Source organism: Streptomyces araujoniae, from assembly GCF_050871195.1.
GTDB classification, from domain to species: Bacteria; Actinomycetota; Actinomycetes; order Streptomycetales; family Streptomycetaceae; genus Streptomyces; species Streptomyces bacillaris.
This window is the reverse complement of the sequence record NZ_CP194070.1, coordinates 1,258,964-1,272,581: the sequence shown is the minus strand read 5'-3', so window position 1 is coordinate 1,272,581 and position 13,618 is coordinate 1,258,964. Positions and strand designations below refer to the sequence as shown.

Below are 13,618 nucleotides of genomic sequence, written 5' to 3'. Positions count from 1 at the left end.
ACAACAGTGGGGCGCCGGTCCCTGAATCCGTCCCGGCGCTCAGCAAGCTAGCCCCTCGAAACGCCGAAAACCCCTGCTGGGACGGGGTGGGGGAGATCCTTATGGTCCTATTAAGGAGGGGCTAAGAGGGCGCTGAGACGGGCCCCGCTCTACGGTGACGTGCTCCGGACGATGGGCGCCGATCAGCCGCGTATCTCCTCGGGGGCCGACGGGATCCGTCGCAGGATCCGTGCCGGGGCCGGTGCTGCCGGTGATCCGCCGGGTGGAGTCGCGTGGGGGCGCCACGCGCGCAGCGCGGGTCCCCGCCGGCATGCGGGGACCCGCGCTTCCCGTGTCGAAGGGGCCGGGGGCGGCTACGGAGTTGTGCAGCCGATCGAGCCGACCGGGAAGTTGTTGCCGGTCGATGTCGCGGTGAAGCCGAAGGTGACACTGCCGTCCGGCGCGATGGTGCGGTTGTGGGCGACGTTCCTGACCGTGAGGGTGCCGTCGGCCCCCGTGGTCAGCGCGCCGTTCCAGGTGCTGTTGACCGTGGTGCCCGGGCCGGGCTTCCACTGCACGGCCCAGCCGTCACGCGCTGTCGTGTCGTGGTTCATGACCTCGACGGAGCCCTGGAAGCCGCCGTTCCAGGAGTTGGTGACGCTGTAGACGGCCATGCACCCGGTGTGCGGGTCGGTGGGTGTGGGGCTCGGCGGGAGCGTCGGGGTGGGGGTCGGGGTGCCGTTCGAGCCCCGGATGCCGGTCACCTCGCCGTTGCCGCCGTCGAAGACGACGTCGGAGCAGGAGAAGAAGTTCTCCTGGCTGTCCGAGCGCACCCACTGGATGAACATCACCGCGTCGCCCGAACGGCCCGAGGGCAGGTCGAGGTTCCAGTAGTAGTGGCCGTCGTCCGTGCCGGGCCCGCCGGACTGCGGCGGGTCGGTGACGGTGTCGATCAGCTCCAGATCACCCCAGCCCAGGGCGGTGCTGGGAGAGTAGCCGGGCTTGGACAGGTACACCCGGAAGGAGCCCGGATGCGCCGCCCAGTTGCTGTGCTTGACCCGGATCGTGCTGCCGGACGTCAGGTGGGTCCTGGGCCAGTCGGAGCGCGGGGCGTTGTAGCCCGTGAAGTTGTACGGCGACCGGTTCCCGGCGCTGCACAGCGTCCCGTCCGGTACGTAACCCGCTCCCCGGCCACCGGCGTTGGAGTCGAGCACGGCGAACCAGTTGTACAGGGCGTTCGCCCCGCTCTCGGCGAGCGCGGCCTTGCACGCCGGGTTGGTCGGGTCCAGGGCGCCGGTGCCCGTTCTGGCGTCGAGCATGCAGAGGTAGGTGCGCGATCCCGGGGTCATCGTGGCGCCGTGGGCCTGCGCGCTGCTCTGGCCCATCAACGTCAGGCCGATGCCGCCGAGCAGTGTCGCGAGCACCGCCACCAGTGAGGTGAACAGCTTCTTGCGTCTGGCCATGAGGTCTCCTGTGCCTGTGTGGGGACAGCCTTCCGGTCGCGCTCGCATCGGAACCTCTCTGCGGAAGACAGCCGGAGGGGGAGGGACGATCGCGGAACGGGGAGCACCCGCCGCCCATGACTGGGAGCGCTCCCATCTGGAGGTACTACGGACCATAGAAGCGTGCCGTGCTCCTGACAACCCGTCGGACGGAATGCTTCGCACGGTACGGAGAGCGGGATGGAAGGGTCCCCATGGGGCGTCGAGCCGCCTTCGCCGACGGTGAATCCTGTTCAACTGCTTGACGGGTGCGTCCGGCTCACTCAGATTTGGGAGCGCTCCCATGTGTCGTGTACACCGCAGGGGGTGGTGCCGGTGCACCCGCCCCCTCCTCCCCTCACTCCCAAGGACGTCAGCGTGCCGTCACTCCCGCCCCTCCTGCCCCGTCCGTACCACCACCCGGGCCGCCCCCGACGCGTCAGTGTCTTAGCGGGCGTCACGGCGGCCGCCTGTCTGATGGCCGGCTCCCTCGTCGCGCCCGCCGACGCGGTCCAGCCTCTCGACGAGGCCCCGGAACTCATCGTCAACGGGGACTTCTCCGCCGGCACCGCCCCCTGGTGGTCGACGGCGAACAGTCCCGTCGCCGTCCTGGACGGGCGCCTGTGCGCCGACGTACCCGCGGGCACGGCCAATCCCTGGGACGCCATCATCGGCCAGAACGGCCTCTCCCTGACCGCCGGTGCGGCCTACACCCTGAGCTACACGGCGACAGCCACCGAGCCCGTCACCATCCGCACCAACGTGCAGATGGCGACCGAACCGTGGACCACGGAGCTGGCCACCGCCCGGCAGATCGGGACCACCGCCGCACAGGTCACGGAGACCTTCACGGCCGGAGCCGACCACGGCGCGGCACAACTCGTCTTCCAGGTCGGGGGCGGCGCCGAGGCCGTCACCTTCTGCGTCGACGACGTCTCGCTGCGCGGCGGGAGCGCGCCGCCGCCGTACGAACCGGACACCGGATCGCCGGTCCGGGTCAACCAGGTCGGCTACCTCACCCACGGGCCCAAGAGCGGCACCGTCGTCACCGACGCGACCGGGCCGCTGCGCTGGACCCTCGAATCGGCCGCGGGCGCCCGCGTGGCCGACGGCACCACCACCCCGGTGGGCACCGACCCCACCTCGCGGCAGAACGTCCACACCTTCGACTTCACCGCGGTGACCACCGCCGGGGAGGGGTACACCGTCACGGTCGCGGGGGACCGGAGCGAACCGTTCGCCATCGGCGACGACCTCTACGCCTCGCTGCGCACCGACGCGCTCGCGTACTTCTACCACAACCGCAGCGGTATCGAGATCGACGCGGACATCGTGGGCGAACGCTACGCGCGCCCGGCCGGACACATCGGGGTGAGCCCCAATCAGGGCGACGACGACGTGCCCTGCCAGCCGGGCGTGTGCGACTACCGGCTCGACGCGAGGGGTGGTTGGTACGACGCCGGCGACCACGGCAAATACGTGGTCAACGGCGGTATAGCGGTGGCCCAGTTGATGTCCACGTACGAACGGACCCTGTACGCGCCGACCGCCGACGCCGGGCCGCTCGGTGACGGGAGGCTCCGGCTGCCCGAGCACGGGAACGGCACGCCCGACATCCTCGACGAGGCGCGCTGGCAGCTGGAGTTCCTCATGCGGATGCAGGTCCCCGCGGGCGAGCCCCTCGCCGGCATGGCCCACCACAAGCTGCACGACAAGGAGTGGACCGGACTGCCGCTCCGGCCCGACCGCGATCCCCAGCCCCGGGAACTGCACCCGCCGACCACGGCGGCCACCCTCAACCTGGCGGCCACCGCCGCCCAGTGCGCCCGCCTCTTCCAGGTCCACGACCCGGACTTCGCCGAGCGGTGCCGGTCGGCCGCCCGGACCGCGTGGACGGCGGCCGGGAACCACCCGGACATCCTCGCCGATCCACAGGACGGCACGGGCGGTGGCGCCTACAGCGACGACGACGTGCGGGACGAGTTCTACTGGGCCGCGGCCGAACTCTTCCTCACCACCGGCGAGGACACCTACCGGACCGAGCTCCTCCGCTCCCCGCTGCACGGCGACACCGACGCGGTCTTCCCGCGCGGCGGCATGTCATGGGGTTCGGTCGCCGGTCTCGGCGCCCTGAACCTCGCGACCGTCCCGGGAGGGCTGTCGGCCGACCAGCTCGCCACGGTACGCGCCATGGTGACCGGGGCGGCCGACGGCTATGCGGCCGACGCGGCCCGGGCCGCTTACGGACTCCCGTACGCTCCCGACGGCGGGCACTACGTCTGGGGCTCGAACAGCCAGGTCGCCAACAACATGATCGTCCTGGGCTCCGCGCACGACCTGACCGGCAGGACCGTCTACCGTGACGCCGTGCTGCGCGGCCTCGACTACCTGCTGGGCCGCAACCCGCTGAACCGGTCGTACGTCACCGGGTACGGCGAGCGGGACGCGCGCAACCAGCACCACCGCTTCTGGGCCAACCAGCTCGACCCGGCCCTGCCCAACCCCGCACCGGGATCACTGGCCGGCGGCCCCAACGCGTCGATCGAGGACCCGGTCGCACAGGCCAAACTGAAGGGCTGCGCACCGGCGATGTGCTACATCGACGACATCGAGTCCTGGGCCACCAACGAGATCACCATCAACTGGAACGCCCCCCTCGCCTGGGTCGCCTCCTACGTCGACGATCTGGGCGGCGGTGAGCCCGTGCCGACGCGGTGCGAGGTGACCTACACCTCGCAGCGCTGGAGCAACGGTTTCACCACCCAGGTCGAGGTGAAGAACACCGGCGACCGTCCCCTCCCGTCCTGGCGGCTCGACTGGACCTTCGCCGACCAGCAGCGGGTGACCGACACCTGGGGCGCCGACATCCGGCAGAGCGGCCCGCGGGTCGGCGCCGAAGCCCTGGCCTGGAACGCCACGGTCGCCCCCGGGGCCACCGTACGGTTCGGATTCAACGGCCGGCCCACCGGCCTCGTTCACGACCCCCGGGTCTTCAGGCTGAACGGTGAGGCCTGCGCCACCGCAGCACCCCGGTGAGGATCGCATCACCCCGGTGAGGACGGCATCATCCCGGTGAGGACCGCATCACCCCGGTGACGGCTGACGCGCGCTCGTGCGGACGGACGGCACCGCCGGGCCCCCGCCCACCCCTTCCGGTGGGCGGGGGCCCGGCTCGCCGTCCCCGGCCCTTCCCGCCTCACCCCACCCACCGGTACCGCCGCTCCGGCCGCCCCGTGCCCCCGTACCGCAGGGTCACCTCCGCCCGGCCCGTGCCCACGAAGTGCTCCAGGTAGCGGCGGGCGCTCACGCGGGAGAGGGTGCCCGCCTCGGCGCACTCCGAGGCGGAGAGGCCCTCGGGGTGGGCGCGGAGGGTGCGTTCCACCAGGTCGGCCGTGGGGGCGGCCAGGCCCTTGGGGAGTTCCCGGGAGCCGGGTGGGCGGGGGCCGAAGATCTGGTCCACATCCTCCTGACGGGCCTCGCCCAACTCGTCCAGGCGGGTGCGGAGAGCGGCGACATGGCGCAGCTGCTCCTGGAGCGCCGACCGGTTGAACGGCTTGATGAGGTAGTGCAGAGCCCCGGCCCGCAGCGCCGCCCGGATCACTCCGGCGTCCTTGGCCGCCGTGATGAACAGGGCGTCCGTGCTGGGGCGCGAGGTGTCCCGTCCCTCCGCCGTGCGCAGGGCGCGCAGGACGTCGATCCCGTCCATGTCGGGCAGATAGATGTCCAACAGGACCAGATCGGGGCACAGCTGCTCGGCCGCCCGCAGGGCGTCGGCGCCGTTGTGTGCCACCCCGACGACCGTGAAGCCGTCCATCGCGGACACATAACGGCTGTGCAGTTTCGCGACCATGAAGTCGTCGTCCACCACCAGCACCGTCGTCACGCCGACACGCTAGGGCGCGACCGCAACGACCACAACGTCCGTTGATTCCGGAAGAGAGACATGCCCGTAACGCGGGGGCAACATGTGGGCCACTTCACAGCGAAAGGCGGAACCCGTGCGACTGCGCACTCCCCTCGCCCTGCTCGGAGCGGCCCTGTTGGTGCTTGTCGGGCCGCCCCTGCTCGCCACGGGCGACGGCTCCGACACCGGCACCCAGATCCCCGGGCTCCGCTTCATGGTCCCCAACACCCCCGGCGGCGGCTACGACATCACCGCCCGCACCATGGCCAGAAACGCCGAGGACGCCGGACTCACGCACAACATCGAGGTGTTCAACCTGCCGGGAGCCGGCGGTACGGTCGGCCTGACCCGGCTCGTCGGTGAGCACGGCAACGGCAAGCTCGCCCTCTCCATGGGCCTCGGCGTCGTCGGCGCCGTCCACACCAACAAGTCCCCGAGCACCCTCGCCGACACCACGCCCATCGCCCGGCTCACCGAGGAGCCGGACATCGTGGTCGTCGGCAAGGACTCCCCGTACCGCACCATCGGTGACCTCCTCGCGGCCTGGAAGAAGAACCCCGCCGCGGTGCCCGTCGGCGGCGGATCGTCGCCCGGCGGGCCCGACCACCTCGCCCCCATGCTCATGGCGCGGGCCGCCGGGATCGCCCCCAAGGCGGTCAACTACGTCCCCTTCGACGGCGGCGGGGAGCTGCTGGCCTCCGTCCTCGGCAACAAGGTCGGCTTCGGCGTCTCCGGCCTCGGTGAGTACCGCGACCAGATCGAGGCCGGCGAACTGCGCCTCCTCGCCGTCACCGGCCCGAAGCGGGTGCCCGGCATGGACGCGCCCACCTTGCGCGAGGCCGGACTCGACACCGAGTTCACCAACTGGCGCGGCATCGTCGCCCCGCCCGGCCTCTCCGACGCCGAACGCACCAAGCTCATCGGCCTGATCACCGAGCTGCACGCGTCGAAGCAGTGGAAGGAGTCGCTGGAGAAGAACGGCTGGGACGACGCCTTCCTCGCCGGTGAGCCCTTCGGGGACTTCCTCGACGAGCAGGACCGGCGCGTCGGCACCGTACTCAAGGAGCTGGGGCTGTGACCGCCGCATCCACCGGGCCTGACGAATCCACCGGGCCTGACGAATCCACCGGGCCTGAAGAATCTGCCGGAACCGCTGGAACCGCTGGAACCGCTGGAACCGCTGGAACCGCTGGAACCGCCGCATCCGCCGGACCCGCCGCATCCACTGGGCCCGCCGGACCCGCCGGGCCCGCCGCGCCCCAAGGGTCTGCCGGAGCCACAGGTTCCGGCAGAGGGCCCGCCCAGGACCGGAGCACTACCCCCCGCTCCTGGCTGCGCGACCACTCCGAACTCGGCGTCTGCGTCCTCCTCCTCGCCATCGGCGCCCTCGTCCTCACCGACGCCCTCACCATGAGCGTCGACATCGCCCAGCGCGGCCCCATCGGCCCCCGTACCGTCCCCTTCGTCGTCGGCTCCGCGCTCCTCCTGGTCGCGGTCCTCCTCGCCGTCGACGTCCTGCGCGGCGGGCGCGGCGAGGCCGAGGGCGGGGAGGACGTCGACCTCGACGAGCCCGCCGACTGGCGCACCGTCCTCCTGCTGAGCGGCGTCTTCCTCGCCACCGCCGTCCTGATCGGCCCCCTCGGCTTCCCCGTCGCCGGGGCCCTGCTCTTCTGGGGCTCCGCCTACGCGCTCGGCAGCCGCCACTACGACCGCGACCCGCTCATCGCCGCCGCGCTCTCCCTCGCCACCTACTTCCTCTTCGACAACCTCCTCGGTGTCCCCCTCCCGGGCGGCCCGCTGATGGGAGTGATCTGACCGATGGACTCCCTCAACTCCCTCCTCGACGGCTTCGGTACCGCGCTCACCCCGATGAACCTGCTGTGGGCCGCGATCGGCGTCCTGCTCGGCACCGCCATCGGGGTGCTGCCCGGCATCGGGCCCGCCATGGCCGTGGCGCTGCTGCTCCCGGTGACGTACGGACTCGACCCGACCGGCGCGTTCATCATGTTCGCCGGGATCTACTACGGGGCGATGTTCGGCGGCTCCACCACCTCGATCCTCCTCAACACCCCCGGCGAGAGCGCCGCCGTCGTCGCCGCGATCGAGGGCAACCCGATGGCGAAGGCCGGCCGCGGCGCCCAGGCGCTGGCCGCCGCGGCCATCGGCCACTTCGCGGGCGGGATGATCGGCACGATCCTGCTGGTCGCCCTCGCCCCGACGGTCGCCTCCCTCGCCATCGGCATCGGCGCTCCGGACTACTTCGCGATCATGGTGCTGGCCTTCATCGCCGTCACCTCCGTCCTCGGCGCCTCCCGCATCCGGGGGCTCGCCTCGCTCCTCATCGGCCTCACCGTCGGACTCGTCGGCCTCGACCAGATGACTGGCCAGCAGCGTCTGACCTTCGGCTCGCTCCAACTCGCGGACGGGGTCGACGTGGTGATCGTCGCGGTCGGCCTCTTCGCCATCGGCGAGGCCCTCTGGGTCGCCGCCCATCTGCGCCGGACCACCGGCGAGCCGATCCCCGTCGGGCGCCCCTGGCTCGGCCGCGGCGACCTCCGCCGTACCTGGAAGCCCTGGCTCCGCGGTCCGCTCATCGGCTTCCCGTTCGGCGCGATACCGGCGGGCGGCGCGGAGATCCCGACCTTCCTCAGTTACGTCACGGAGAAACGGCTCTCCAAGCACCGCGCCCAGTTCGGCAAAGGGGCCATCGAGGGCGTCGCCGGACCGGAGTCGGCGGCCTCCGCCTCCGCCGCCGGAACCCTCGTCTCGATGCTCACCCTCGGCCTGCCCACCACCGCCGTCGCCGCCGTGATGCTCGCCGCCTTCCAGCAGTACGGGATCCAGCCCGGGCCCCTGCTGTTCGAACGCGAACCCGAGCTGGTCTGGGGGCTCATCGCCTCGCTCTTCGTCGGCATGGTGCTGCTGCTCGCCCTCAACCTGCCGCTCGCCCCGGTCTGGGCCAAGCTCCTGCGCATCCCGCGCCCCTACCTCTACGCGGGCATCCTCTTCTTCGCCGCCGTCGGCGCGTACGCGGTCGGCGGGGAGTCGCTGGACCTGGTGATCCTCCTGATCATCGGTCTGATCGGGTTCGGCATGCGGCGGTACGGGCTGCCGGTGCTCCCCGCCGTCATCGGGGTCATCCTCGGACCGGCCGCCGAGCAGCAACTGCGGCGCGCGCTCCAGATCAGCGACGGCAGCGTCACCGGCCTCGTCAACACCCCGTTCTCCGTCACCGTCTACGTGATCGTGGCGCTGATCCTGGCCTGGCCGCTGGTGTACCGGCTGGCCGTCGTACGGCGGCGGGGCGACCGGCAGGAGAAAGGGAAATCCGGCGCTGTCAGTGGTGGCTGAGAGTATCGACGGCATGACGACGATCGACTGGGACGCGGCCGCCGGATCCTTCGACGAGGAGCCCGACCACGGGCTGCTCGACCCCGTCGTACGCGATGCGTGGGCCGCCCGGCTGGAGGGCTGGCTGCCCGCCACGCGCGGCGACGTGCTGGACCTCGGGTGCGGTACGGGGAGCCTCTCGCTGCTCGCCGCCGGGCAGGGGCACCGGGTCACCGCCGTGGACCGGTCGCCCCGGATGGCCGAGCTGGCCCGCGCCAAGCTCGCCGGGACCGGGGCGGAGGTCCTCGTCGGCGACGCGGCCCGGCCGCCGGTGGGGGAGCGGGCGTTCGACGTGATCGTGGCCCGGCACGTCGTCTGGCTGCTGCCCGATCCGGCGGCGGCCCTGGCCCACTGGTTCCGGCTGCTCAGGCCGGGTGGGCGGCTGGTCCTGATCGAAGGGGTGTGGGGCGGTGCCGGGCTCCCGGCGGAGCGGGTCACCGCCCTCCTCGCCGCACACACCGAGCGCGTCCACCACGAGGACCTGGCGGGTGACGCGCGGCTCTGGGGCAGGGAGGTCGACGACGAGCGGTATGCCCTGGTCGCCCGCGCCGAGCCGCCCCACCGGCACACCGAGGTCGTCGACGTCCACCTGATCCTGCGCCGGGGCCCGGACGTCCTGCTCGCCCGCCGCGCCGGTACGGGGTACGCGGACGGCCTGCTCCACCTGCCCTCCGGCCACGCGGAGGACGGCGAGGACGTCCGCGAGGCGATGCTCCGGGAGGCCGCCGAGGAGATCGGTGTCGTCCTGGACCCGGAGGAGGTGCGGGTCGCCCTCGTAATGCAGCACCGGGGGCCCGGCGGCGGGGCGCGCATGGGGTGGTTCTTCCTCGCGGAGTACGACGAGGGGCGCCCGCCGCGCAACGCGGAGCCGGAGAAGTGCTCCGAGCTGGACTGGTTCCCGCTGGACGCCCTCCCGGACGACATGGTCGCCTACTGCCGCGCGGGCCTGGACGGTTACCGGTCGGGCGAGCACTTCCTGATGCACTGGCACGAGGACGGCGACCCGGTCGCCCACCGGCCGGACGGCCCCCGCCGGGTCGTGCTCCTCCCCTCCGCCACGGAGCGGACCGGGCAGATCCACCACATCGAGCTGTGGGTGCCGGAGCTGGCGGCCGCCGAGCGGAGCTGGGGGTGGCTGCTGGAGCGGCTCGGCCATCTCCCGTACCAGCGCTGGGCGCACGGCCGCAGCTGGCGGCGCGGGGAGGGTTACGTGGTCGTCGAGCAGTCCCCGGACCTCACCGCCGGCCACCACGACCGCCGCCGCCCGGGCCTCAACCACCTGGCGTTCCACGTCGCGGACCGGGCCGCGCTGGACTCCCTGGCGGCCGAGGCGCCGTCGTACGGCTGGCGCCTGCTGTATCCCGACCGCCATCCGTACGCCGGTGGGGAGGGCCACCGCGCCGCCTATCTGGAGGACGCGGCGGGGTACGAGGTGGAGCTGGTGGTGGAGTCCATGTCCACGCCCAGCCCCTGAGCCCCCGCCGTCCCGTCCCCGGGCCCTGTCGTCCCGGCCTTGCGGCTCCGTCGTGCAGCCCCTGAGTGTCCCCGCCGTGCAGGCTCCGAGGCCGTGTCGGCGGGGCGGGGCGCGGGGCGCGGTCAGGTCAGCAGGTCCCTGAGGCCGCTCGGGCCCTGCGTCCGGGCCAGCCGTTCCAGCTCGTCCAGGGCGGCGGTCGCCGCGCCGGCCGCCCCGGGGTCGCGCCCGGCCAGCCCGCTCGCCGCGAACTCGTCCTCGTCCAGCCGCAGTACGGAGGAGCCGTCCGCCGACACCCACAGGTCCAGGTCCAGATCCTCGACCGTCAGCACCCCGTCCACCAGGACCGCGGGCCGGGTGATGTCGCAGTACCAGCCCTTCAGCCCGCCGTCCCCGGCGCGCACCTCCTTCACCGCGTACCACCGGTCCCGCCAGTAGTGCTCGGTGAGCACATCGCCCGGCTCGAACCGTACGAAGCCGAAATCCCGGGCCTCCGGAGCGGCCCAGGGCGCCCGGACGGTGATCCGGGTGCCGTCGTCGCGTACCGGCTCCGCCGGATACCTGATCTTGGTGCGGCCCGCCTTCGTCAGGACGACGGTGACGGGCCGGAGGCGGGGCGTGCCGGGTTCAGCCGAGGGTGCGGGCATGGCGGACCTCCGTGGCGCGGACCGTGTAGCCGAACCACTTGTTGATGGCGAGCATCGGGCCGTTGCCCGTGTCGTTGGAGGTGTAGGCGTCCGTGTAGCCGGCCGCCCGCGCCCGGTGCAGCGAGTCGTTCTTCGCCAGCTTGGCCAGGCCCCGCCCCCGGTAGGCCCGCAGCGTGCCGGTCATATTGCTGGTGTACGTCCGCTCCCCGTCGGTGCCCGCCGCGCTGAACGCCGCCACCCGGCCGTCCGCCAGGGCCACCGTGGTCAGCGCGGAGTCGAAGGCCGGGTGGCGCCAGACGGTCGTCAGCCAGTCCTCGTAGTCGTCCAGTTCGGTGGGGATGTCGCTCGGCTCGTCCAGCGTCACCTGGGCGTCCGCCTCGAAGAGCGGCCGGGGGTCGTCGTCGAAGTCGGACCCCGGCCTCAGCTCGACGCCCGCCGGGACCTCCTGGAGCGGGGGCAGGGTCCCGCCCGCCAGGTCCAGGTGCTGGAAGTGGGCGGAGCGGCCCGGCCGGTAGTCGCGGGCGCGCGCGAACTCCAGGTTCTCCGGTGTGTCCAGCACCCAGGCGTGCACGACCGTGGCCCCGGCCTGCGCGAGATGCTCCTCCGCCGTGCTCAGCAGCAGCGAGCCCGCCCCGTGGCCGGTGTGGCCGGGAAGCACGTGCGGGGTGCAGAAGCCCTGGCCCGGCTCCGGGCTGTCGTGGGCGATCCCGGCCTGCGCGGTGCCGACGATCTCGCCGTCCCGCTCCGCCACCAGCAGCCGGTAGCGGCGGTCCGGATGGGCGTGCGCCAGGTCGTGGACGACCTGCCGCGGGGTGGTGACCAGATACGGGACCACCGTCCGCCGGACGCGGGTCCACGCCTCGGCGTCGGACGGCCGGAAATCGCGCACAATCACTGTCATGCGGCGGAGGTTACGCGCGGCCCCGCCGCGATCGCCTCCCCTTTTTCCGGCGGTGGGGGACAATCGGCGGGTGACTGAGAAGATCGTCCTGGACCCGGACTCCGGCATCTCCCCGTACGAGCAACTGCGGCTCCAGCTCTCCGAACTGGCCCGCTCCGGCGCGCTCCCCGTCGGCCACCGGCTCCCGACCGTACGCGGCTTCGCCGAGGAGCTGGGCCTCGCCGCCAACACCGTGGCCAAGGCCTACCGCGCACTGGAGGCCGACGGCGTGATCGAGACCCGGGGGCGCAACGGGAGCTTCATCGCGGCCGCCGGGGGAGCGGCCGAGCAGAAGGCCGCGGCCGCCGCGCAGGGCTACGCGGAGGCCGCCCAGCGCCTCGGGCTCTCCCGCGAACGGGCCCTCGCGCTCGCCCAGGACGCGGTACGGGCGGCGTACGCCCGCTGAGGAGGCGGGCCCCGTCTGCCGAGGGGCTCGGGCCCGCCCCCCGGCATGAGCCCGCCGAGGAGGCGGACCCGTCGGCCGAGCGGGTCGGGCCCCTCTGCGTACGCCGGCGGGGAGGCCACCCCCGTACCCCCTCCTACAGATACAGCCCCGCATCCGCCCCCGCGTCCTGCTTCGGCACCGACGCGGGGCCCGTGCCCCGGCGCAGGGCGTACAGCTCCGCGAGCGAGCTGCCCTCGCGGCCTACGCCCTCCTCCGTGCCCAGCCAGGCCACCGACTCCCGGCGGGTCAGCGGGCCCACCTCGATCCGGGCCAGACAGCGCCCCGGGCGGACGACCGCCGGGTGCAGCCGCTCCAGGTCCTCGTTGGTGGTGACCCCCACCAGCACGTTCCGGCCCTGGCCGAGCAGGCCGTCCGTCAGGTTCAGCAGCCGGGACAGAGCCTGGCCCGCCGTGTGCCGGGCCTCGCCCCGGATCAGCTCGTCGCAGTCCTCCAGGAGCAGCAGCCGCCACCGGCCCTTCGCCGAGCCGTCGTCCTCGCCGATCGCGATGTCCATGAGATAGCCGACGTCGTTGAAGAGCCGCTCCGGGTCCAGTACGCAGTCGACCTGGCACCAGTCCCGCCAGGAGCGGGCCAGCGTGCGCAGCGCCGAGGTCTTGCCGGTGCCCGGCGGCCCGTGCAGCAGGAGCAGCCTCCCCGCGATGTCGTCCGGGGTGACCTTCATCAGCCGGTCCATGGCGTCGGCCACCGGGGCGGTGTAGTTGGGGCGGATCTCGTCCCAGCTCCCGGCGGTGATCTGCCGGGTGGTGCGGTACGGGCCGCGGCGCGGCGAGACGTACCAGAAGCCCATGGTCACGTTGTCGGGCTGCGGCTCCGGTTCGTCCTGGGCGCCGTCGGTCGCCTGGCCGAGGACCTTCGCCGCCAGTTCGGAGCTGGTCGCGGTGACCGTGACGTCCGCGCCGTGCTTCCACCGCGAGACCAGCAGGGTCCAGCCGTCGCCCTCGGCCAGCGTGGCGCTGCGGTCGTCGTCGCGTGCGGACCGCAGCACCGAGGCGTGCGGGGGCAGCAGGGTCGCCCCGGCCTTGACCCGGTCGAGGGACGAACTGTGGGAGTACGGCTGCTCGCCCGTCGCGAAGCGGCCGAGGAAGAGTGCGTCGACCACGTCGGACGGTGAATCGCTGTCGTCGACGTTGAGCTGGATCGGCAGAGCGGATTCGGGATTGGCTGGCATGGCGCCCATGATCCGGCACGGGGCCACCCCGTGCACCGGGTTTCCCCGGGTGGACGACCGCATCGGACGTGATGGACCGATACCCGGAAGAGCCGGATCCGACACCCGACGTGACGGAACGCCACCGGCGCGTCAAGGCGCGCGCGTTGAACTCCGGACGGCGGGCGGAAGC

The 13,618-nt window shown here is 72.8% G+C and carries 11 protein-coding genes; 6 read left to right on the top strand and 5 right to left on the bottom strand.

All coding sequences use genetic code 11. The features are described from left to right. Positions 1 to 353: 353 nt before the first annotated feature. Complete coding sequence (locus ACQ9ZG_RS05355; RefSeq protein ID WP_109916094.1) at positions 354 to 1,442, bottom strand: lytic polysaccharide monooxygenase; 1,089 nt, start codon at positions 1,440 to 1,442, stop codon at positions 354 to 356. Positions 1,443 to 1,937: 495 nt separating this feature from the next. On the opposite strand from ACQ9ZG_RS05355, the gene ACQ9ZG_RS05350 reads away from it, so the two are divergent. Then, positions 1,938 to 4,496, top strand: a complete 2,559-nt coding sequence (locus tag ACQ9ZG_RS05350; RefSeq protein ID WP_109916095.1) for a glycoside hydrolase family 9 protein — start codon at positions 1,938 to 1,940, stop codon at positions 4,494 to 4,496. 160 nt (positions 4,497 to 4,656) lie between these two features. On the opposite strand, the gene ACQ9ZG_RS05345 is transcribed toward ACQ9ZG_RS05350, so the two are convergent. Then, positions 4,657 to 5,310, bottom strand: a complete 654-nt coding sequence (locus tag ACQ9ZG_RS05345) for a response regulator (RefSeq protein WP_202485072.1) — start codon at positions 5,308 to 5,310, stop codon at positions 4,657 to 4,659. 148 nt (positions 5,311 to 5,458) lie between these two features. On the opposite strand from ACQ9ZG_RS05345, the gene ACQ9ZG_RS05340 reads away from it, so the two are divergent. From ACQ9ZG_RS05340 to ACQ9ZG_RS05325, 4 genes are all read left to right on the top strand, one after another. Further along, positions 5,459 to 6,442, top strand: coding sequence for a Bug family tripartite tricarboxylate transporter substrate binding protein (locus tag ACQ9ZG_RS05340; protein WP_028419923.1), 984 nt, complete (start codon positions 5,459 to 5,461; stop codon positions 6,440 to 6,442). 254 nt (positions 6,443 to 6,696) lie between these two features. Next, positions 6,697 to 7,179, top strand: a complete 483-nt coding sequence (locus ACQ9ZG_RS05335) for a tripartite tricarboxylate transporter TctB family protein (protein ID WP_202485073.1) — start codon at positions 6,697 to 6,699, stop codon at positions 7,177 to 7,179. A gap of 3 nt (positions 7,180 to 7,182) precedes the next feature. Continuing rightward, entirely contained in the window at positions 7,183 to 8,715 is a 1,533-nt protein-coding gene (locus ACQ9ZG_RS05330) for a tripartite tricarboxylate transporter permease (RefSeq protein WP_109916637.1), read from the top strand. Positions 8,716 to 8,728: 13 nt separating this feature from the next. Continuing rightward, positions 8,729 to 10,228 carry a trifunctional class I SAM-dependent methyltransferase/NUDIX hydrolase/VOC family protein gene (locus ACQ9ZG_RS05325; RefSeq protein WP_499281571.1) on the top strand — a complete coding sequence of 500 codons (1,500 nt, stop codon included), beginning with the start codon at positions 8,729 to 8,731 and terminating at the stop codon, positions 10,226 to 10,228. A gap of 122 nt (positions 10,229 to 10,350) precedes the next feature. Here ACQ9ZG_RS05325 and ACQ9ZG_RS05320 read toward each other — a convergent pair whose 3' ends face one another. Both ACQ9ZG_RS05320 and ACQ9ZG_RS05315 read right to left on the bottom strand, forming a co-directional pair. Continuing rightward, positions 10,351 to 10,872: a ribonuclease FAU-1 family protein gene (locus tag ACQ9ZG_RS05320; protein WP_165274271.1), complete on the bottom strand. Its 522-nt coding sequence runs from the start codon at positions 10,870 to 10,872 to the stop codon at positions 10,351 to 10,353. After that, positions 10,853 to 11,773 (bottom strand): GNAT family N-acetyltransferase, encoded by a 921-nt coding sequence (locus ACQ9ZG_RS05315; protein WP_028419927.1) that lies wholly within the window; start codon positions 11,771 to 11,773, stop codon positions 10,853 to 10,855. The genes ACQ9ZG_RS05320 and ACQ9ZG_RS05315 overlap by 20 nt, the downstream gene beginning before the upstream one ends. A 70-nt stretch (positions 11,774 to 11,843) precedes the next feature. Here ACQ9ZG_RS05315 and ACQ9ZG_RS05310 point away from each other — a divergent pair, with 70 nt between their 5' ends. Next, positions 11,844 to 12,218 carry a GntR family transcriptional regulator gene (locus tag ACQ9ZG_RS05310; protein WP_499280013.1) on the top strand — a complete coding sequence of 125 codons (375 nt, stop codon included), beginning with the start codon at positions 11,844 to 11,846 and terminating at the stop codon, positions 12,216 to 12,218. A 133-nt stretch (positions 12,219 to 12,351) separates the two neighbouring features. On the opposite strand, the gene ACQ9ZG_RS05305 is transcribed toward ACQ9ZG_RS05310, so the two are convergent. Continuing rightward, complete coding sequence (locus ACQ9ZG_RS05305; protein WP_109916482.1) at positions 12,352 to 13,446, bottom strand: DUF5925 domain-containing protein; 1,095 nt, start codon at positions 13,444 to 13,446, stop codon at positions 12,352 to 12,354. Between the last annotated feature and the right edge of the window lie 172 nt (positions 13,447 to 13,618).